Origin of the sequence: Klebsiella sp. JB_Kp042, assembly GCF_040065275.1 — a bacterium.
In the GTDB taxonomy this organism is placed as follows: Bacteria; Pseudomonadota; Gammaproteobacteria; order Enterobacterales; family Enterobacteriaceae; genus Klebsiella; species Klebsiella quasipneumoniae.
This window is the reverse complement of the sequence record NZ_JBEAJL010000089.1, coordinates 40,363-60,284: the sequence shown is the minus strand read 5'-3', so window position 1 is coordinate 60,284 and position 19,922 is coordinate 40,363. Positions and strand designations below refer to the sequence as shown.

Sequence of the window (19,922 nt, the reverse complement as noted above, 5' to 3'; positions counted from 1 at the left end):
GCGGCGACTGGCCGCCCCCTGTGCGCTCCCTGCGCCATGATTGACATAACGCAGAAAATTAACCGGGAGCGCAATATGCGCTGACGCCACACGTGATAAACGCTTTTCCCGGATGAGAAAGGGGCAACCGATGCAGCTTATCCCCCCGTCGTGCGCCAGACCGTCCCCCGACGTCCCCTACCCCTTTAACTTCGGATCCAGCGCATCGCGCAGGCCATCTCCCAGCAGATTAAACGCCAGCACGGTCAAGAAAATCGCCACCGCCGGAAACAGCGCCACGTGCGGAGACATCACCATATCCGCCCGCGCCTCGTTGAGCATGGCACCCCACTCCGGCGTGGGCGGCTGCGCGCCGAGGCCGAGAAACGACAGACTGGCCGCCGAAATAATCGATACCCCAATGCGCATGGTGAAATAAACCACGATTGACGACACCGTCCCCGGCAGGATGTGGTGGAAGAGGATGGTGGCATCGCTGGCGCCAATGCTGCGCGCCGATTCAATAAAGGTCTGCTGCTTTAATACCAGGGTATTGCCGCGCACCAGCCGGGCGAACGCCGGGATCGAGAAGATCGCCACGGCGATAATCACGTTGGCCATCCCGCTGCCCATGACGGCGACCACCGCGATCGCCAGCAGGATCCCCGGAAAGGCGAACAGCACGTCGCACAGACGCATAATCAGCCGGTCCCACCAGCCCTCATAGTAGCCGGCCAGCAGCCCAAGCACCGTGCCGATGGCTGCGCCAATCAGCACCGCCAGCACCCCGGCGGCCAGCGAGATCTGCGCGCCCACCAGCACCCGGCTGAAAATATCGCGCCCCAGCGAGTCGACGCCGAACCAGTGCACCAGCGAAGGCCCCTCGTTAAGCCGGTCATAGTCGAAATAATTTTCCGCATCGTACGGCGCTATCCATGGGGCGACGATGGCCACCGCAATCAGCAACAGCACAAAAATACCGGCGCCCATGGCCACCGGCTGACGCCGAAAGCGCCGCCAGAACTCATGCCAGGGGGTATGGATCTCGCCGGGCCTGATGCCCGGCATGGCGTTCAGCGCCGCCTGCCTTCTCCAGTTAAGCAATCGCACCTTACTTATACCTGATAGCCGGGTTTATGGCCGCGTACAGCACATCCACCACTAAATTGATAAGAATAAACTCCAGCGAAAAGAGCAGCACTTCCGCCTGAATCACCGGGTAATCGCGCATTTCTACCGAATCGACCAGCAGTCGCCCCAGCCCCGGCCAGTTGAAGACCTTCTCCACGACGATCGAGCCGCCGAGCAGAAAGCCGAACTGCAGCCCCATCATGGTGACGACCGGGATCATCGCATTGCGCAGACCATGCTTGAGCACCACCCGCGTTTCGCTCACTCCTTTCGCCCGGGCGGTACGCATATAGTCTTCATGCAGCACATCGACGAACGACGCGCGGGTAAAGCGCGCCATCACCGCCGCCACCGCCGCGCCGAGGGTCAGCGAAGGCAAAATATAGTGCCGCCAGCTGTCGGCGCCCACCGTCGGCAGCCAGCCCAGCTCAACCGAAAACACCTGCATCAGCAGCATGCCGAGGGCAAAGGCCGGAAACGAAATGCCGCTCACCGCCAGCGCCATTCCCAGACGGTCAGGCCAGCGATTGCGCCACACCGCCGCCGCGATCCCCGCCGCCATGCCAAACAGCACCGCCCAGCTCATGCTGGCCAGCGTCAGCCACAGGGTGGGCATAAAGCGGCTGGCTATCTCACTGGCAACGGGACGCCGCGAGGCCATGGACATGCCAAAATCGCCGCGCAGCACGTTGGTGATGTAGTGCCAAAACTGGACATGCAGCGGCTGGTCAAGCCCCAGCTGCTGGCGCACCATCGCCACCACCTGGGCGTCGGCTTCCGGTCCGGCAATCAGCCGCGCCGGATCGCCGGGCAGCATATGGACGAAGAGAAACACCAGCACCGCGACGATTAGCAGGGTGGGGATCAGCCCCAGCAGGCGCTTAATCACATAGTTGAGCATCGTACCTCCACCACCCGCCCCGCGGAAAAACCGCCCTCCTCCCACCCGTGCCGGAGGGCATCATCTCGACCTTCACGGTATTAAATCTGCCTGTTCGAAGCTGAAGCCGGTGTCCGGCTGGATATAGAAGCCAGTGAGATTCTTGCTGTGGGCAGAGACCAGTTTCTCCACCACCAGCGGCACCCACGGCGACTCTTTCCAGATAATATCCTGCGCCGCTTTATAGAGTTTGGTTTTCTCTTGCGGATCGGTGGTTTTCAGCGCCTCGCTCAGCGCGCTATCCACCTGCGGGTTGCTGTAAAAGGCGGTGTTGAACAGGGTCGGCGGCCAGTTTTGGGAAGCAAACAGCGGCGACAGCGCCCAGTCGGCTTCGCCAGTGGAGGCGGACCAGCCGGTATAGAACATCCGTACCCCGCTCTCTTTCTGCCCTTTACCTTCCACTTCCGCCGCCCGCTGACCGGCGTCCATCGCCGTCACCTGCGCCTTAATGCCCACCTGCGCCAGCTGCTGCTGGGTAAACTGCAGCACTTTCTGCGCGGTGCTGTGGTTATGTGACGACCACAGCGTCGTGTTAAACCCGTTGGGGTAGCCGGCCTCTTTCAGCAGCTGGCGCGCTTTCGCCGGATCGTAAGGCCACGCGGGATAGCTCTGGGCGTAGGCAATCGACGGCGGCACCACGCCGGTCGCCGGGGTGGCATAGCCGGCAAACGCCACCTTGACCAGCGCCTGGCGGTTGATGGCGTAGTTGATCGCTTCGCGCACCTTCGGATTATCGAACGGCTTCTGCGTCACGTTCATGCTGATGTAACGCTGCATGATCGACGGACTGGCCACCAGCTCCAGTTTGCTGTTTTTCGCCAGCAGCGGCGCCTGCTCATAGGGGATCGGGAAGGCGAACTGCGCCTCGCCGGTCTGCAGCATCGCCGCCCGGGTATTGTTATCGACCACCGGTCGCCAGGTAATGGAATCCAGCTTCGGCAGCCCCGGCTGCCAGTAGCCATCGAACTTGCTGACCTTCACGAAGTCGGTCTGGTTCCAGGTATCGAGCTTATACGGCCCGGTGCCGACCGGGTGGAAGCCGATGTCTTTGCCATATTTTTTCAGCGCCGCCGGCGAAATCATCGCCGTCGCCGGATGGGCGAGAATATTAATAAACGCCGAGAACGGCTGCTTGAGGGTAATTTTCACCGTGGTTGGATCGACCGCCTCGGTGCTGGCGATATTTTTATACAGGTTATAGCGCTTAAGATGGTTTTCCGGGTTGCTGGCGCGGTCGAGGTTAGCCTTGACCGCCTCGGCGTTAAAGTCGGTGCCATCCTGGAATTTCACCCCGCTGTGCAGCTTGATGGTGTACACCAGGCCATCCGGCGATACGGTGTAGCTCTCGGCAAGGACATTTTGCAGCTTCATCTCTTTATCAAGGCCGAACAGGCCTTGATAAAAGGACTTCGCCACCGCCTGCGACAGGGTATCGTTGGCATCATAGGGGTCGAGCGTCGTGAAGTTAGACCCGACCGCCACCACCACATCTTTGGCGGCAAAAGCGGGGGCGCTCGCCAGGGCCGCCGCGATACTCAGCGCCAGCCACCATTTGCGTGAAACAGGTTGTGTCATCGTGTTCTCCTGAAAAGGTGCGTTATGTGTTGTTATGCTCTGCCCAGCACATCGGCGGCGTCGCGGGCGACGAAGTGGCCCGGCCCAACCTGCTGCAATGGCGGGCTGGCGATCTCCTCGCCCCGCTTATAAATATTGCCCGGAACGTCATCTGACAGCAGGACCCGTTGCGGATGACGGTAGGCCGGGTCGGCCACCGGTACGGCGGCCATGAGCTTACGGGTATAGGGGTGCTGCGGGTTTTCAAACACCGCGCGGCGCGGGCCGATTTCGACAATCCGGCCGCGATACATCACCGCCACGCGGTGGCTGATGCGCTCCACTACCGCCATATCATGGGAAATAAACAGAAACGCGATGCCCATTTCGCGCTGCAGGTCGAGCATCAGATTGATAATCTGCGCCCGAATGGAGACATCCAGGGCCGACACCGACTCATCGGCAATCACCACCTTCGGATTAAGCGCCAGCGCGCGGGCAATGCAGATCCGCTGCCGCTGGCCGCCGGAAAAGGCGTGGGGGTAGCGCCAGGCATGCTCCGGCTGCAGCCCCACGCGCTTTAGCAGCCAGGCGACCCGCTCGCGCGCCGCCTCCCTGTCCAGCAGGCCATGCACCCGCAGCGGCTCCATAATCGAATCGCCGACTGTCTGGCGCGGATCGAGCGAGGCGTAAGGGTCCTGAAAAATAAACTGAATATTGCGCCGCAGGGACTGCAGCTTGCTGCCGGAGAGGGTATCGATCCGCTGACCATCGAAGGTAATGGTGCCCCCCTGGGTCTCAACCAGCCTCAGCAGCGCCCGGCCGGTGGTCGACTTGCCGCAGCCGGACTCCCCCACCAGCGACAGGGTCTCTCCCGGCCAGAGATCAAAACTCACCTTCTCCACCGCATGCACTTCGCGCGTCACGCGATTGAGAAGTCCGCCGCGCACCGGGAAACGGGCCACCAGATCGCGCACCTGCAGAATAGGCTCCCCCACCACCACCGTGTCTGGCGTGTCTGTCTCCGCCAGCGGCTGCCCCGGTAGCGGAAAGCGGCGAGGCAGATCCTGACCGCGCATCTCCCCCAGCCGGGGGACCGCCGCCAACAGCGACTGCGTATAAGGGTGCTGCGGGGAACGGAAAATCTCCTCGACGCTGCCGGTCTCCACCGCCTCGCCGCGATACATGACCAGCACCCGATCGGCGATATCGGCCACCACCCCCATGTCGTGGGTGATAAAGATTACCCCCATCGCCATCTCCTTTTGCAGGACGGCGATAAGTTGCAAAATTTGCGCCTGAATGGTGACATCCAGCGCCGTGGTCGGCTCGTCGGCAATCAGCACCGCCGGCCGACAGGAGAGCGCCATGGCGATCATCACCCGCTGGCGCATACCGCCGGAGAGCTGGTGCGGATAGCGTGAGAGCATCTCTTCCGCCTGGGGAATACGCACCTGGTCGAGCATCTTTTTCGCCGCGCGCAGCGCCTCTTCGCGCCCCAGCCCCTGGTGCAGGCGCAGGGATTCGGCGATCTGCTCGCCGATGGTGAATACCGGGTTCAGCGAGGTCATCGGCTCCTGAAAAATCATCGCCAGATCCGCGCCGCGTACCCGGCGCATTTCGGCCTCCGATTGCTCATTGAGCGCGATCACCTGCCGGTTGCGCCGTCGCAGCCACAGCCCCTCGCTGCTCACCTCGCTGCTGGCGGCGTCAAGCAGACGCATCAGCGCCAGCGCGGTGACCGATTTTCCCGAACCGGACTCCCCGACAATCGCCAGCGTCTCGCCGCGGCGCAGGCTGAAGGAAAGCTGACGCACGGCCTGCACCTCTGGCGCATCCTGCTGGCGGAACGCCACGTTCAGGTTGCGCACCACCAGTACTTCGCAGGTATCCGTTTCGTGAGTTTGCGGCACTCTCCTCTCCCTTGTTCTATTCGCGATAAATGCCAATGGTCGGCGTATCGCCGGCATAGCACCAGGCGCGGTACATGCCTTCGCTGTTAAACGGTAAAACGACGTTGCCTTCGCGATCGACGGCAATCAGCCCGCCGCTGCCGCCGAGGGCCGGCAGCTTCTCCATCACCACCCGCTCGCAGGCGGAATAGAGACTGAGCTGACCGTACTCCATCAGGGCGGCGATATCGTAGGCCGCCAGGGTACGCATAAAGACTTCGCCGGTGCCGGTGCAGGAGACCGCCACGCTGGCGTTGTTGGCGTAGCACCCCGCGCCCGGCAGCGGGCTGTCGCCGACGCGTCCGGGCAGTTTGTTGGTCATGCCGCCGGTGGAGGTCGCCGCCGCCAGATTGCCGGCCAGATCGAGCGCCACCGCCCCGACGGTGCCCATTTTCTGCCGTTCGTCGAGCGGAGCGGCGTGATGGTCAAGGATGATCTCCCCGCCCGCTTTCGCCTCCTGCAGCTGCAGCAGACGCTCGGGGGTGGAAAAGAGATCGTTATCGACGCGCGCCATTCCGTGGGAGAAGGCGAAATTTTCCGCCCCCTCGCCGATCAGCAGCACGTGCGGGCTCTCCTCCAGCACCAGACGCGCCGCCAGCACCGGATTACGTAGATGTTTGACCCCGGCCACCGCCCCCGCCTGCAGGCTGTAGCCGTCCATCACGCAGGCGTCCAGCTCGTGGGTTTGATCGTGGGTAAATACCGAGCCCATCCCGGCGTTAAACAGCGGACACTCTTCCAGCAGACGGACGGCCTCGGTCACGGCATCCAGCGCACTGGCGCCCGCAGCCAACATTTTCTGCCCGCTTTCGACGATAGCCGACAGCGCCGCCACGTACTCCCGCTCCCGCTCCGGCGTCATCTGCGCGCGAGAAATCGCCCCTGCGCCGCCGTGAATTGCTATAACCGCCTTGCCCATTTCGCCAGTCCTTAACGATGAAGTGGATAGCCCCCGCCCTGTCGTACCGCGTCGCGGCGCCGGTCACGTCAGGAATAAGGGTATTGATATCATTATATTGCTGAATGCCTTATACAATTTTTGAATATAGAAAGAGCGGCGGTCGATGTAAAGCCTCGTACCCAGGTGGCATACAGCCCGCGCCGCTTTTCTGCCATAATAGGCGTTTTCGCCGTTTTGCCCGCAGGAGTGACCCATGGATTTTACCGCCGGACTGATGCCGCTCGACACAGCCCTCACCCAGATGCTCGATCGTATTACGCCGCTGAGCGCGACGGAAACTGTACCGCTGTTGCAGGCCTTCGCGCGCGTCACCGCCCATGACATTATCTCCCCGCTGGATGTCCCCGGCTTTGATAACGCGGCGATGGATGGCTATGCCGTCCGGTTGAGCGACCTCAACGACGGCGCGGCCCTGCCGGTCGCCGGGAAGGCCTTTGCGGGCCAACCGTTTCACGACGCCTGGCCCACCGGCACCTGTATCCGCATCATGACCGGCGCGCCGGTGCCTGCGGGCTGCGACGCGGTGGTCATGCAGGAAGAGACCGAACAGACCGACGTCGGCGTGCGCTTTACCGCGCCGGTGAAAGCCGGGCAGCATATTCGCCGCCGCGGGGAAGATATCGCCCACGGCGCGGTGGTCTTCCCGGCGGGAACGCCGCTGACGGTAGCCGAGCTGCCGGTGCTGGCCTCGCTGGGCATTGCCGACGTCGAGGTGGTGCGCAAGGTTCGCGTCGCGGTCTTCTCGACCGGCGATGAGCTGCAGCTGCCGGGTCAACCGCTTGGCGACGGCCAGATTTACGATACCAACCGCCTGGCGGTGCATCTGATGCTCGAACAGCTGGGCTGCGAGGTCATTAACCTCGGCATTATTCCTGACGATCCGACGCAACTGCGTGAGGCCTTTATCGCCGCCGACCAGCAGGCCGACGTGGTCATCAGCTCCGGTGGCGTCTCGGTGGGCGAAGCCGACTACACCAAAACCATTCTTGAAGAGCTGGGGGAGATCGGCTTCTGGAAGCTGGCGATCAAGCCGGGCAAACCCTTCGCCTTCGGCAAGCTCAGCAGCAGCTGGTTCTGCGGCCTGCCGGGCAACCCGGTTTCCGCCACCGTCACCTTCTGTCAGCTGGTACAGCCGCTGCTGGCGAAGCTCTCCGGTAAGCACGGTCCGCTTCAGGCGACCCGCCTGCGGGTGCGGGCCGCCGCGCGGCTGAAAAAGTCCCCGGGCCGCCTCGATTTTCAGCGCGGTATTCTGCAGCGCAACCCGGACGGCGAGCTGGTGGTGACCACCACCGGTCATCAGGGCTCGCACATTTTCAGCTCTTTCAGCCTCGGCAACTGCTTTATCGTGCTGGAGCGCGAGCGCGGCCACGTTGAAGCGGGCGAATGGGTCGACGTCGAACCGTTCAGCCATCTGTTTGGGGGGCTGTAATGGCCGTGGAGCTGAGCGATGAAGAGATGCTGCGCTATAACCGGCAGATTGTTTTGCGCGGTTTTGATTTTGACGGCCAGGAGCGGCTAAAGGCCGCTCGCGTGCTGGTGGTCGGCCTCGGCGGACTTGGCTGCGCCGCCGCGCAGTATCTGGCCGCCGCCGGGGTGGGACAGCTCACCCTGCTCGATTTCGACACCGTCTCGCTCTCCAATCTGCAGCGCCAGACGCTGCACAGCGACGCCGCCATCGGCCAGCCGAAGGTGGACTCCGCCCGCGAGGCGCTGGCGCGCATTAATCCGCACGTTCATCTGGCGCCGCTCAATGCCTTACTGGACGAACCGGCGCTGGCGGCGCAGATTGCCGGGCACGATCTGGTGCTCGACTGCACCGACAACGTCGCCATTCGTAACCAGCTCAACGCCGGCTGCTTCCGCCACCAAACCCCGCTGGTTTCCGGGGCGGCGATCCGTATGGAGGGGCAGATCAGCGTCTTCACGTATCAGGAGGGCGAACCCTGCTACCGCTGCCTGAGCCGCCTGTTTGGCGAAAACGCCCTCACCTGCGTCGAAGCCGGCGTGATGGCCCCGCTGGTGGGCACTATCGGTTCCCTGCAGGCGATGGAGGCCATTAAGCTGTTGACCGGCTACGGCACGCCCGCCAGCGGGAAAATCGTAATGTACGACGCCATGACCTGCCAGTTTCGTGAAATGAAGCTGATGCGCCACCCGCAGTGCGAGGTATGCGGTACCCGCTAACGTTCAGCCGCCGGCGAGGGTCGTCGCCGGTGAAGTTGTGACCTCTGCCGTTATTCTATCCCCTGGCGATTATCGCCATCCCGCTTGTTGATTTGCGTCAATACAACTTTCATTCGAAAGTGTTTTTATATTCATACGCAAACAAGAGGGTAAGCCATGATCTTCAATATCCAGCGCTATTCCACCCATGACGGCCCAGGGATCCGCACCGTCGTCTTCCTGAAAGGCTGCTCGCTGGGCTGCCGCTGGTGCCAGAACCCGGAGAGCCGCGCCCGCAGCGAAGACCTGCTGTATGACCCGCGCCTGTGCCTGGCCGGCTGCGAGCTGTGCCAGCAGGCGGCGCCGGCGGTTATCACCCGCACCCTCGAGGGTCTGATCATTCACCGGCAACACGTTAACGACAGCCATATCGCCGCGCTGCGCGACTGCTGCCCCACCACCGCGCTCATGGTGTGCGGCGAGGAGAAGAGCGTCGAGGAGATCATGGCGACGGTGCTGCGCGACAAACCCTTTTACGATCGCAGCGGCGGCGGCATCACCCTTTCCGGCGGCGAACCCTTTATGAACCCGGCCCTGGCGCAGGCGCTGTTGGAGGCCAGCCATCAGGCGGGTATCCATACCGCTGTGGAAACCTGCCTGCACGTACCGTGGAAATACATTGAGCCGGCTTTACCCTTCATCGACCTGTTTCTCGCCGACCTGAAGCACGTCGACGAGGCCGTTTTCCGGCAGTGGACCGACGGCAGCGCCCGCCGGGTGCTGGACAACCTGCAGCGCCTGGCGCAGGCGGGGAAAAACATCATTATTCGCGTGCCGTTAATCCAGGGATTCAACGCCAGCGAAGCCGACATTACCGCCATCACTGATTTTGCCGCCGACCGCCTGCGGGTCAGCGAAATCCATTTCCTGCCCTACCACACGCTGGGAATGAATAAATACCAGTTACTCAGTCAGCCCTACACCGCACCGGATAAACCGCTGGATGCTCCCGAGCTGCTCGCCTTTGCGCAGGATTATGCGCGGAGCAAGGGGCTAACGGCGATCTTACGAGGATAACCCCTATGACTACCCTGAAACTCAACACCCTCAGCGCCCGTATCCAGGCCCATAAAATGGCGCTGGTGCATATCGTCAAGCCGCCGGTCTGTACCGAACGCGCCCGCCACTATACCGAGATGTATCAGCAGCATCTTGATAAGCCGATCCCGGTGCGCCGCGCCCTGGCCCTCGCTCACCACCTGGCAGAGCGCACCATCTGGATCAAGCACGATGAGCTGATCGTCGGCAACCAGGCCAGCGAAGTGCGCGCCGCGCCGATCTTCCCGGAATACACCGTCAGCTGGATCGAGAAAGAGATCGACGATCTCGCCGACCGCCCCGGCGCCGGCTTCGCGGTCAGCGAAGAGAACAAGCGCGTGCTGCACGAAGTGTGCCCGTGGTGGCGCGGCCAGACCGTGCAGGACCGCTGCTACGGCATGTTTACCGATGAGCAGAAAGCGCTCCTCGCCACCGGCATTATTAAGGCGGAGGGCAACATGACCTCCGGCGACGCCCACCTGGCGGTCAACTACCCGCTGCTGCTGGAGAAAGGACTGGACGGCATGCGCGCGAAAGTCGCCGAACGCCGGTCGCGCATCAACCTGACGGTGCTGGAAGACCTGCACGGCGAACAGTTCCTGAAAGCGATTGATATTGTGCTGGCGGCGGTCAGTGACCACAGCAAACGCTTTGCCGCGCTGGCGCGCGAGATGGCGACGGCAGAATCCCGTGACGCACGCCGCGATGAGCTGCTGGCGATTGCCGAAAACTGCGACATCATCGCCCATGAGCCGCCGAAGACCTTCTGGCAGGCGCTGCAGCTGTGCTACTTCATTCAGCTGATCCTGCAGATTGAATCCAATGGCCACTCGGTCTCCTTTGGCCGCATGGACCAGTACCTCTATCCGTACTACCGCCGCGACGTTGAGCTGCAGCAATCGTTGGATCGCGAACAGGCCATTGAGCTGCTGCACAGCTGCTGGCTGAAGCTGCTGGAGGTCAACAAGATCCGCTCCGGCTCCCACTCCAAGGCCTCAGCCGGCAGCCCGCTGTATCAGAACGTCACCATCGGCGGCCAGAACCTGGTGGACGGCCAGCCGCAGGACGCGATCAACCCGCTGTCGTACGCCATTCTGGAATCCTGCGGTCGTCTGCGCTCGACCCAGCCGAACCTCAGCGTGCGCTACCACGCCGGAATGAGCAACGACTTCCTCGACGCCTGCGTCCAGGTGATCCGCTGCGGCTTCGGCATGCCGGCGTTTAATAACGACGAAATCGTGATCCCGGAATTTATCAAGCTGGGAATCGAGCCGCAGGATGCCTACGATTATGCGGCCATCGGCTGCATCGAAACCGCGGTCGGCGGCAAATGGGGTTATCGCTGCACCGGCATGAGCTTTATCAACTTCGCGCGGGTGATGCTGGCGACGCTGGAAGGCGGCCGCGATGCCACCAGCGGCCAGGTGTTCCTGCCGCAGGAGCACGCCCTGTCGAAAGGCAACTTCACTAACTTCGACGAGGTGCTGGCCGACTGGGACCGCCAGATCCGCTACTACACCCGTAAGTCGATTGAGATTGAGTATGTGGTCGATACTATGCTGGAAGAGAACGTCCACGATATTCTCTGTTCGGCGCTGGTGGACGACTGCATCGAACGGGCGAAGAGCATTAAGCAGGGCGGCGCTAAGTATGACTGGGTGTCCGGCCTGCAGGTGGGCATCGCCAACCTCGGCAACAGCCTGGCGGCGGTGAAAAAGCTGGTCTTCGATCAGGGCGTTATCGGCCAGCAGGAACTGGCGAAGGCGCTGGCGGAAGATTTTGACGGCCTGACCCACGAGCAGCTGCGCCAGCGGTTGATCAACGGCGCGCCGAAGTACGGTAACGATGATGACAGCGTGGACGCGTTGCTGGCGCGGGCCTACCAGACCTATATCGACGAGCTGAAGCAGTATCACAACCCGCGCTATGGCCGCGGCCCGATCGGCGGCAACTATTACGCCGGCACGTCCTCTATCTCCGCCAACGTTCCGTTCGGCGCGCAGACCATGGCGACGCCGGATGGCCGTAAAGCGCACACTCCGCTGGCGGAAGGGGCCAGCCCGGCCTCCGGAACCGACCATCTGGGACCGACGGCGGTCATCAGTTCGGTGGGTAAACTGCCCACCGGGGCGATCCTCGGCGGCGTGCTGCTAAACCAGAAGCTGAATCCGTCCACTCTGGAAAACGCGTCCGACAAGCAGAAGCTGATGGTGCTGCTGCGCACCTTCTTCGAGGTGCATAAAGGCTGGCATATCCAGTACAACATTGTCTCGCGCGACACGCTGCTGGAGGCGAAGAAACATCCTGATCAGTACCGCGATTTGGTGGTGCGCGTCGCCGGGTACTCGGCGTTCTTTACCGCTCTGTCGCCGGATACCCAGGACGATATTATCGCCCGTACCGAGCATACGCTGTAGCCCTTCAGGCCCGCTGGCGCGACGCTTAGCGGGCCTCCCCTGTCCTGCTGGCCGGGAAAGGCAATGCCGCCTCCCGGCATTTTCTGAATGCGTGAACTTTCATTCGAAATAAATTTGTGCTCCCCATCACATTGTAATTAGAATGTTACTGGTCGAAGTTAAGCCAGGAGCATCCCCTTATGACCGTTAAAGTTATCGTCACCGATATGGACGGAACTTTTCTCAATGACGCCAAAACCTACGACCGCTCACGGTTTCTGGCGCAATTCGCCCAGCTGCAGCAGCGCGGCATTGAATTCGTTGTCGCCAGCGGCAACCAGTACTATCAGCTGATCTCCTTCTTCCCGGAGATCCGCGAGCAGATCTCGTTCGTCGCCGAAAACGGCGCGCTGGTCTTTGAGCATGGTAAGCAGCTGTTCCACGGCGAACTGACCCGCCACGAATCGCAGGTGGTGATTGGCGAATTACTCAAAGATCCGCAGCTGAACTTCGTCGCCTGCGGCCTGCACAGCGCCTACGTGAGCGATAACGCCCCGGACGCCTTCGTCGACCTGATGTCAAAGCACTACCACCGTCTGCAGCGGGTAAGCGACTATCACGCCATCGACGATACGCTGTTCAAATTTTCTCTGAACCTGCCGGACAGCGAGATCCCGCAGCTGATCGATAAACTGCACGTCTCGCTCGACGGCATTATGAAGCCGGTCACCAGCGGCTTTGGCTTTGTCGATTTGATTATTCCCGGTCTGCATAAAGCCAACGGCATCAGCCGCCTGCTCAAGCGCTGGAACCTGTCGCCGCAACAGTGCGTGGCCATCGGCGACAGCGGCAACGACGCCGAAATGCTGAAGCTGGTGAAATACGCTTTCGCCATGGGTAACGCCGCCGACAGCATCAAAGCTATCGCCGGATATGCGACCGACGATAATAATCATGACGGCGCGCTGAACGTCATTCAGGCCGTCCTTGATAACCGCGCTCCCTTCAACGCCTGACCGCTCTCCGGGGCTGCGCGCCCCGGCTTGTCCATTTTGTGCGCCACAGCAAGATTTTAAACTTGCATTAACTCCATTTTAACTTAAATTAACGTTTGTAAGATTTAATACTTTCGAATGAAAGATACAGCGAGGTTATTATGGCTGCTCTCCCGACCCACGAAACACTCCCCGCCGACCACAAAGCGGCGATTCGCCAGATGAAGCAGGCGCTGCGGGCGCAAATCGGCGACGTCCAGGCGGTGTTCGACAAGCTCTCAGCGCGCATCAGCGAGCGCCTGCAGGAGATTGAGACGCTGAAAGCCGCAGGCCAGGAGGTCTGGCCAACCATTCCGTTCCGCGATATCGCCGAGGGAACCGTGAGCGATGCCCAGCGCGCGGCCATTAAGCGCCGGGGCTGCGCGGTGATCAAAGGCCACTTTCCGCGCGAACAGGCGCTGGCCTGGGATACCGCGATGCTGGAATATCTGGATCTGAACCATTTCGACGAGGTCTACAAAGGGCCAGGCGACAGCTTCTTCGGTACGCTTGAGGCTTCGCGGCCGGAAATCTATCCCATCTACTGGTCGCCCTCGCAAATGCAGGCCCGCCAGAGCGATGAAATGGCGGCGGCGCAGTCCTTCCTTAACCGCCTGTGGCGCTTTGAGCAGGACGGCAAGCGCTGGTTCGATCCGGACGTCAGCGTCATTTACCCCGACCGCATTCGCCGCCGTCCGCCGGGAACCACCTCGAAAGGGCTGGGCGCGCATACCGATTCCGGTGCGCTGGAGCGCTGGCTACTCCCCGCCTACCAGCAGGTCTTCGCCAACGTCTTTAACGGTCATGTCGACGCTTACGATCCATGGGACGCCGCGCACCGTACTGAAGTGGAAGAGTACACTGTCGACAACACCACCAAGTGCTCGGTGTTCCGCACTTTCCAGGGCTGGACCGCGCTGTCGGATATGATCCCGGGTCAGGGACTGCTGCACGTGGTGCCGATCCCCGAGGCGATGGCCTATGTGCTGCTGCGCCCGCTGCTTGACGATGTGCCGGAGGATGAGCTGTGCGGCGTCGCGCCGGGCAGAGTGCTGCCGATCTCTGAGCAGTGGCACCCGCTGCTGATCAAAGCCCTCAGTTCGATCCCGGCGCTGAACGCTGGCGATTCCGTCTGGTGGCACTGCGACGTCATTCACTCGGTGGCGCCGGTGGAAAATCAGCAGGGCTGGGGCAATGTGATGTACATTCCGGCGGCGCCGATGTGCGAGAAGAACCTCGCCTACGCGCAGAAAGTGAAAATCGCTCTGGAAAAAGGGGCCTCGCCGGGTGATTTCCCGCGCGAGGACTATGAGGCCAGCTGGCAGGGGCGCTTCACCCTGGAGGATCTGAACATCCACGGCAAACGGGCGTTGGGTATCGCGGTTTAATCGTCATACAGCCCCTGCGGCTCCACAGCGGTATGGCCTTTGCCCGGCCGGATCCGCCGTACCGAATCACGCACCACCAGCGTGCCGTGCAGCAGCAGCGAACCGTGCGGCGCCTCCGGGCGCAGCAGGCGCTGCTGCAGGAGGTGCACCGCCTCGCTGCCCAGCTCATCCCGCGGCACATGCACTGCGGTCAGCGGCACCTCCTGGATCGCCGCCAGATTAAACCCGTCGATGCTCATCACCGAGACATCCTGCGGCACCCGCAGGCCGCGCTTTTGCAATGCGCTGACCGTGCCGGCGGCCATGAAATCGCCGCCCACCAGGAAAGCGGTGGGCAACGGCTTGCCCTGTAAGCCATCAAGCCAGGCCCCCACCTGCTCTTCGGTCTCTCTGGCGCTAAAGTTGGCGACGCTGATGAGATCCCGGCTGGCGGTAAAGCGCAAATTGCGCGCGCGCCACGCCTCCTGGATCCCCCCCAGCCGCAGCTCCATGGTATAGCGGCGCAGGCACATGACGTTCATCACCACGCGATGCCCCATATCAAACAGATAGCGGGCGGCGCACAGGCCAATCAGACGATGATCGGGGGCAATGGACGGCAGCCGCATCCCTTCATCCCGACAGTTGATCAATACGCAGGGTTTGCCCAGGTCCGCCGCCAGGCCATGAATATGCGGATCGTCGATCCCCAGCAGCACCGCGGCCTGGGTCTCCGCTTCGTTCATGCGGGCAAGAAACAGATTGGCGTCGCTGTCGTTCTCGTCCAGCGCGCAGTAGCGCAGGCGCACTTCATGCGCCGCCAGCGCGTTATTGATGCTCTGGATCACCCGGTAGTAGAAGATATCCGACCGCTCATCGAAGGCGCGCTGTGGGGCAAACACCAGCAGATTATTGAGCAACAGACGTCCGGCGGCCAGTCCCTGCATGACCCCCAGCTCGCGGGCGCACTCCAGCACCGCCCGGCGCGCCTTGTCGCTGGTATTCGCCTTCCCGGCCAGGACGCGCGAAACGGTACTGGCCGACAGCCCGGTGCGGGCGGCGATTTCGGCGACGCGCAGCTTTTTATCCATTTTGTGATCCAGCTCCGATTGGAAAATGAAAGAATTTTCATAATCGCCAAAGCGCTCCCTGTAAGCAAATGACAGCGCAAAATTTGAGATCCCGGTCATTTCATGAAAAAACTTGCATAAATAGCGCTTTGCCCGACGTTTTTTCTCCCTTAGCCTGAATTGGTCCAACATCTCCCATACTAGTTATACCAATGGTGTTGAGATAAAAAAATAGACTATTCAAATAGTTAACAACACTACGTGACCGCTCACGGATTGAGAACGTCACTTTCCCCCTACTAACGTCATGTGGAGTGTGCTATGAGTCAAGGCCTCAACAATGATATCGCGGTCAGCAAAACGCGCCGGGTGGTAAAAAACCTGCGCTGGTGGGTGCTGGTCCTGTTTTTACTTGGCGTCACCGTCAACTACATCACACGCAACTCGCTGGGGATTATCGCCCCGGAACTGAAAGCGACGCTCGGTATCACCACCGAACAATATTCCTGGATCGTCGGCGCGTTTCAGTTGGCTTACACGATTTTCCAACCGCTCTGTGGCTGGCTTATCGACGTCATCGGCCTGAAGCTCGGGTTTATGATCTGCGCCACCCTGTGGGCGCTGGCCTGCATCGCCCACGCCGCGGCCGGCAGCTGGCTGCACCTGGCTATATTGCGCTTCTTTATGGGCGGGGCCGAGGCGGCCGCCACCCCGGCCAACGCCAAGACCATCGGCGAGTGGTTCCCGAAGTCTGAACGGCCAATCGCCGCCGGCTGGGCTGGCGTCGGGTTCTCCATCGGCGCCATGCTCGCCCCGCCGATCATCTACTTCGCCCATGCCTCCTTCGGCTGGCAGGGGGCGTTTATGTTTACCGGCGCGCTGGCCCTGCTGTGGGTGGTGCTGTGGTGGGCCTTCTATCAGAACCCGGAAAAGCACCCCAATCTCAGCAAAAGCGAGCTCGAGTACATCAAGCAGGATAACGAAGCGCCGCCGGTGAAACAGCCCTTCTTTACCGCACTCAAAACCGTCTCGAAGAATAAACGTTTCTACGGGATCGCCATTCCCGCATTTATGGCCGAGCCCGCCTGGGCGGTGCTGAGCTTCTGGGTACCGCTGTACCTGGCCAAAGAGCACGGCATGGACCTCAAGCAGATTGCCATGTTCGCCTGGCTGCCGTTCCTTGCCGCCGACCTCGGCAGCGTGGTCAGCGGCTACCTCACCCGCCTGTACGTTCGCTGGTTCGGCTGTACGCGAGTCAACTCGGTGATCGCCAGCTCGGTGACCGGCGCGTTTCTGATGATCTCCCTGGCCCTCGTCGCTATCACCCGCGATCCCTATATCACCATCGTCCTGATCTCCATTGGCGGCTTCGGGCATCAGATCATCTCCTGCATGCTCAGCGCGCTGGTGGTGGAGTCGTTCGACAAGGGACAAATGGCGACGGTGAACGGTATGCGCGGATCCGCGGCGTGGATCGCCAGCTTCCTGTTCTCGTTATTAATCGGGGTGACCGCCGACAAAATTGGCTTCAACCCGCTGTTCATCGCCATGGGTTTCTTTGACCTGATTGGCGCCGTTTTCCTGGTGGCATTTATTGCTGAACGTCGCGCCAAGCGCGCCTGAGAGTGGATGTAAGATATGAAGACGTTGAAACACTGGAGTTTGCATCAACAGCTGGAGCATCACGTTGAACTGACGGTCGATGGCCAGCACACCCTGTGCCTGTACGTACTGGAAGAGAATCTATTCCGCGTGCTGCTGAAACGCCAGGGCCAGCTGGCGCTGGATCGCACCTGGAGCATCGCTCCGCAGCAGGATGTACCGTGGGAAGGCCGCGCCCGGGATGACCTCAGCGGTTTTAGTCTCCCGGCCTGGCAGCTGACCCAGGAGGGCGATACGCTGACCATCGCCACCCGTCAGCTGCGCGTCACCGTCCATCAGCCGCTGTGGCTGGAGTGGAGCTATCGCGACGATGCCGGGGAATGGCAGCTGCTTGCCAACGACCGTCCCACCAGCGCCTATCTGGCCAATGCCCACGGCGACGGCGTCGCCCACTATCTGAGCCGCCGCAAAGACGAGCGTTTCTATGGCCTGGGCGAAAAGGCCGGCGACCTGCAGCGCACCGGTAAGCGTTATGAAATGCGCAACCTTGATGCCATGGGCTACAACGCCGCCAGCACCGACCCGCTGTATAAACATATTCCGTTCACCATCACGCAACGCAGCGACGTTAGCTATGGCCTGTTTTACGACAACCTGAGCAGCTGCTGGCTGGATTTGGGTAACGAAATCGACAACTATCATACCGCCTATCGCCGCTGGCAGGCGGAAGCCGGCGATATCGATTACTACCTGTTCACCGGTAAACAGGTGCTGGATGTGACCAAGGCCTTCGTCCGTCTGACCGGTAAAACCCTGTTCGGGCCAAAATGGAGCCTCGGCTACAGCGGCTCGAGCATGCACTATACCGACGCGCCGGATGCGCAAAATCAGCTGATGAACTTCATCCGCCTGTGCGATGAGCACGCTATTCCGTGCGATTCGTTCCAGCTCTCTTCCGGCTATACCTCGATTAACGGCAAGCGCTACGTCTTTAACTGGAACTACGACAAGGTGCCGCAGCCAAAAGTGATGAGTCAGTCGTTTCACGACGCCGGGCTGAAGCTGGCCGCCAATATCAAACCCTGCCTGCTGCAGGACCATCCGCGCTATGGCGAGGTGGCGGAGCGCGGCCTTTTCGTTCGCGATTCGCAAACCGACGCTCCGGAGCGCTCCAGCTTCTGGGACGATGAAGGATCGCACCTCGACTTCACCAATCCGCAAACCGTGGCCTGGTGGCAGGAAGGGGTCACCAGCCAGCTGCTGGAGATGGGCATAGACTCGACCTGGAACGATAATAACGAGTATGAGGTGTGGGACGGCGAAGCGCGCTGCTACGGCTTTGGCCGCGAAATCGCCATCAAGCATATTCGCCCGGTGATGCCGCTGCTGATGATGCGCGCCTCGATGGAAGCCCAGCAGCGCTTTGCGCCGGAAAAGCGCCCGTATCTCATCTCTCGTTCCGGCTGCGCCGGGATGCAGCGCTACGTCCAGACCTGGAGCGGCGATAACCGCACCAACTGGGATACGCTGCGCTATAACATCCGCATGGGGCTGGGCATGAGCCTTTCCGGGCTGTTTAACGTCGGCCACGACGTCGGCGGTTTCTCCGGCGATAAACCGGAGCCGGAGCTGTTTGTGCGCTGGGTACAAAACGGCGTGATGCACCCGCGCTTTACCATTCACTCATGGAATGACGACCAGACGGTCAACGAAGCCTGGATGTATCCGGCCGTTACCCCGGCCATTCGTTCCGCGATTGAGCTGCGCTACCGCCTGCTGCCCTATCTGTATACCCTGCTGTGGCAGGCGCATGCTGACGACGAGCCGATGTTGCGCCCGACCTTCCTCGATCATCAACACGACGCGCAGACCTTCGCCGAATGCGATGACTTCCTGCTGGGCCGCGACCTGCTGGTGGCCAGCGTGGTCGAGCCTGGCGCCCGTCAGCGTGAGGTGTGGCTGCCGGATAATCAGGCCGGCTGGTATGATTTCTACAGCCACCAATGGTTCGCCGGCGGCCAGTGGGTCACCCTCGACGCGCCGCTGGAAAAGCTGCCGCTGCTGGTCCGCGCCGGGGCCGGATTGCCGCTCAGCGAGCGCATCCGTCATGTTGCGGCGCAACAGGACGATCGTCGCGAACTGCAGCTGTTCCCGCTGAAAGGCGTAGGGACCTCTTCGGGTCTGCTGTTTGAGGATGACGGCGAAAGCTGGGGCTATAAACAGGGCGATGCGCTATGGCTGGAGTGGGAAATGGCGTGCGACAGCAGCACCATCAACCTGAAGGTCAACGCCCGCGGCAATTATCGCCCGGCGTGGAAAGCGCTGAAGCTGTCATTACCGGCGGGAGAAAAACGCAAACTGCTGGTGAATGGCGTCGAAGGAACGGAGTGGAGGCTCTGAGCATATGCCGGGCGGCGGCTTACGCCTCGCCCGGCCTGGATTTAATAATGTTCCCGGATGGCGCTACGCTAATCCGGGCTACAAACTGGTGGCCTCAAAATCCCCGGTGGCGCTACCGCTTACCGGGGCTACAGCACTGTGCGGTTTGGTAGCCCGGGTAACGGACAGTTTCAGTAACCATGGGTACAAGATAGAGCTCTTAAGCTCACAATGGCACGGACCGTAGGCCGGATAAGGCGCAGCCGCCATCCGGCGCGAAAGTGGCTCTTTACACG

General features: G+C 61.4%; 14 protein-coding genes. 8 read left to right on the top strand and 6 right to left on the bottom strand.

Annotated elements, in window-relative coordinates:
* Nucleotides 1-177: 177 nt before the first annotated feature.
* The 5 genes from gsiD to iaaA form a co-directional block, all read right to left on the bottom strand.
* Nucleotides 178-1,089 (bottom strand): glutathione ABC transporter permease GsiD, encoded by a 912-nt coding sequence (gsiD, locus tag ABLV54_RS16585; protein ID WP_023288969.1) that lies wholly within the window; start codon nt 1,087-1,089, stop codon nt 178-180.
* 1 nt (nt 1,090) lies between these two features.
* Entirely contained in the window at nt 1,091-2,011 is a 921-nt protein-coding gene (gene gsiC, locus ABLV54_RS16580; protein ID WP_004886274.1) for a glutathione ABC transporter permease GsiC, read from the bottom strand.
* Between the two features lie 72 nt (nt 2,012-2,083).
* On the bottom strand, nt 2,084-3,625 hold the full coding sequence (gene gsiB / locus ABLV54_RS16575) for a glutathione ABC transporter substrate-binding protein GsiB (protein WP_050532937.1): 1,542 nt from the start codon (nt 3,623-3,625) through the stop codon (nt 2,084-2,086).
* Nucleotides 3,626-3,657: 32 nt separating this feature from the next.
* Nucleotides 3,658-5,517 carry a glutathione ABC transporter ATP-binding protein GsiA gene (gene gsiA, locus ABLV54_RS16570; RefSeq protein ID WP_050532938.1) on the bottom strand — a complete coding sequence of 620 codons (1,860 nt, stop codon included), beginning with the start codon at nt 5,515-5,517 and terminating at the stop codon, nt 3,658-3,660.
* Between the two features lie 16 nt (nt 5,518-5,533).
* Complete coding sequence (gene iaaA, locus ABLV54_RS16565; protein WP_023288966.1) at nt 5,534-6,475, bottom strand: beta-aspartyl-peptidase; 942 nt, start codon at nt 6,473-6,475, stop codon at nt 5,534-5,536.
* 235 nt (nt 6,476-6,710) lie between these two features.
* On the opposite strand from iaaA, the gene moeA reads away from it, so the two are divergent.
* The 6 genes from moeA (at nt 6,711) to ABLV54_RS16535 (ending at nt 14,596) form a co-directional block, all read left to right on the top strand.
* Entirely contained in the window at nt 6,711-7,946 is a 1,236-nt protein-coding gene (gene moeA, locus ABLV54_RS16560; RefSeq protein WP_050532939.1) for a molybdopterin molybdotransferase MoeA, read from the top strand.
* Nucleotides 7,946-8,701 carry a molybdopterin-synthase adenylyltransferase MoeB gene (moeB, locus tag ABLV54_RS16555; protein ID WP_050532940.1) on the top strand — a complete coding sequence of 252 codons (756 nt, stop codon included), beginning with the start codon at nt 7,946-7,948 and terminating at the stop codon, nt 8,699-8,701. The genes moeA and moeB overlap by 1 nt, the downstream gene beginning before the upstream one ends.
* A gap of 156 nt (nt 8,702-8,857) precedes the next feature.
* A complete protein-coding gene (locus ABLV54_RS16550) occupies nt 8,858-9,757 on the top strand; it encodes a glycyl-radical enzyme activating protein (RefSeq protein ID WP_101881548.1) in 900 nt (299 codons plus the stop codon).
* A 5-nt stretch (nt 9,758-9,762) separates the two neighbouring features.
* Entirely contained in the window at nt 9,763-12,195 is a 2,433-nt protein-coding gene (locus ABLV54_RS16545; protein WP_050532942.1) for a formate C-acetyltransferase/glycerol dehydratase family glycyl radical enzyme, read from the top strand.
* Between the two features lie 179 nt (nt 12,196-12,374).
* Entirely contained in the window at nt 12,375-13,190 is an 816-nt protein-coding gene (locus tag ABLV54_RS16540) for a Cof-type HAD-IIB family hydrolase (protein WP_023288961.1), read from the top strand.
* A 140-nt stretch (nt 13,191-13,330) separates the two neighbouring features.
* Nucleotides 13,331-14,596, top strand: coding sequence for a DUF1479 domain-containing protein (locus ABLV54_RS16535; protein WP_044521849.1), 1,266 nt, complete (start codon nt 13,331-13,333; stop codon nt 14,594-14,596).
* On the opposite strand, the gene ABLV54_RS16530 is transcribed toward ABLV54_RS16535, so the two are convergent.
* Nucleotides 14,593-15,666: a LacI family DNA-binding transcriptional regulator gene (locus ABLV54_RS16530; RefSeq protein ID WP_050533138.1), complete on the bottom strand. Its 1,074-nt coding sequence runs from the start codon at nt 15,664-15,666 to the stop codon at nt 14,593-14,595. The genes ABLV54_RS16535 and ABLV54_RS16530 overlap by 4 nt on opposite strands.
* Before the next feature lie 300 nt (nt 15,667-15,966).
* On the opposite strand from ABLV54_RS16530, the gene ABLV54_RS16525 reads away from it, so the two are divergent.
* A complete protein-coding gene (locus ABLV54_RS16525; RefSeq protein WP_050532943.1) occupies nt 15,967-17,268 on the top strand; it encodes an MFS transporter in 1,302 nt (433 codons plus the stop codon).
* Nucleotides 17,269-17,283: 15 nt separating this feature from the next.
* Nucleotides 17,284-19,647, top strand: coding sequence for a glycoside hydrolase family 31 protein (locus ABLV54_RS16520; RefSeq protein ID WP_101881546.1), 2,364 nt, complete (start codon nt 17,284-17,286; stop codon nt 19,645-19,647).
* The last annotated feature ends 275 nt before the right edge of the window (nt 19,648-19,922 follow it).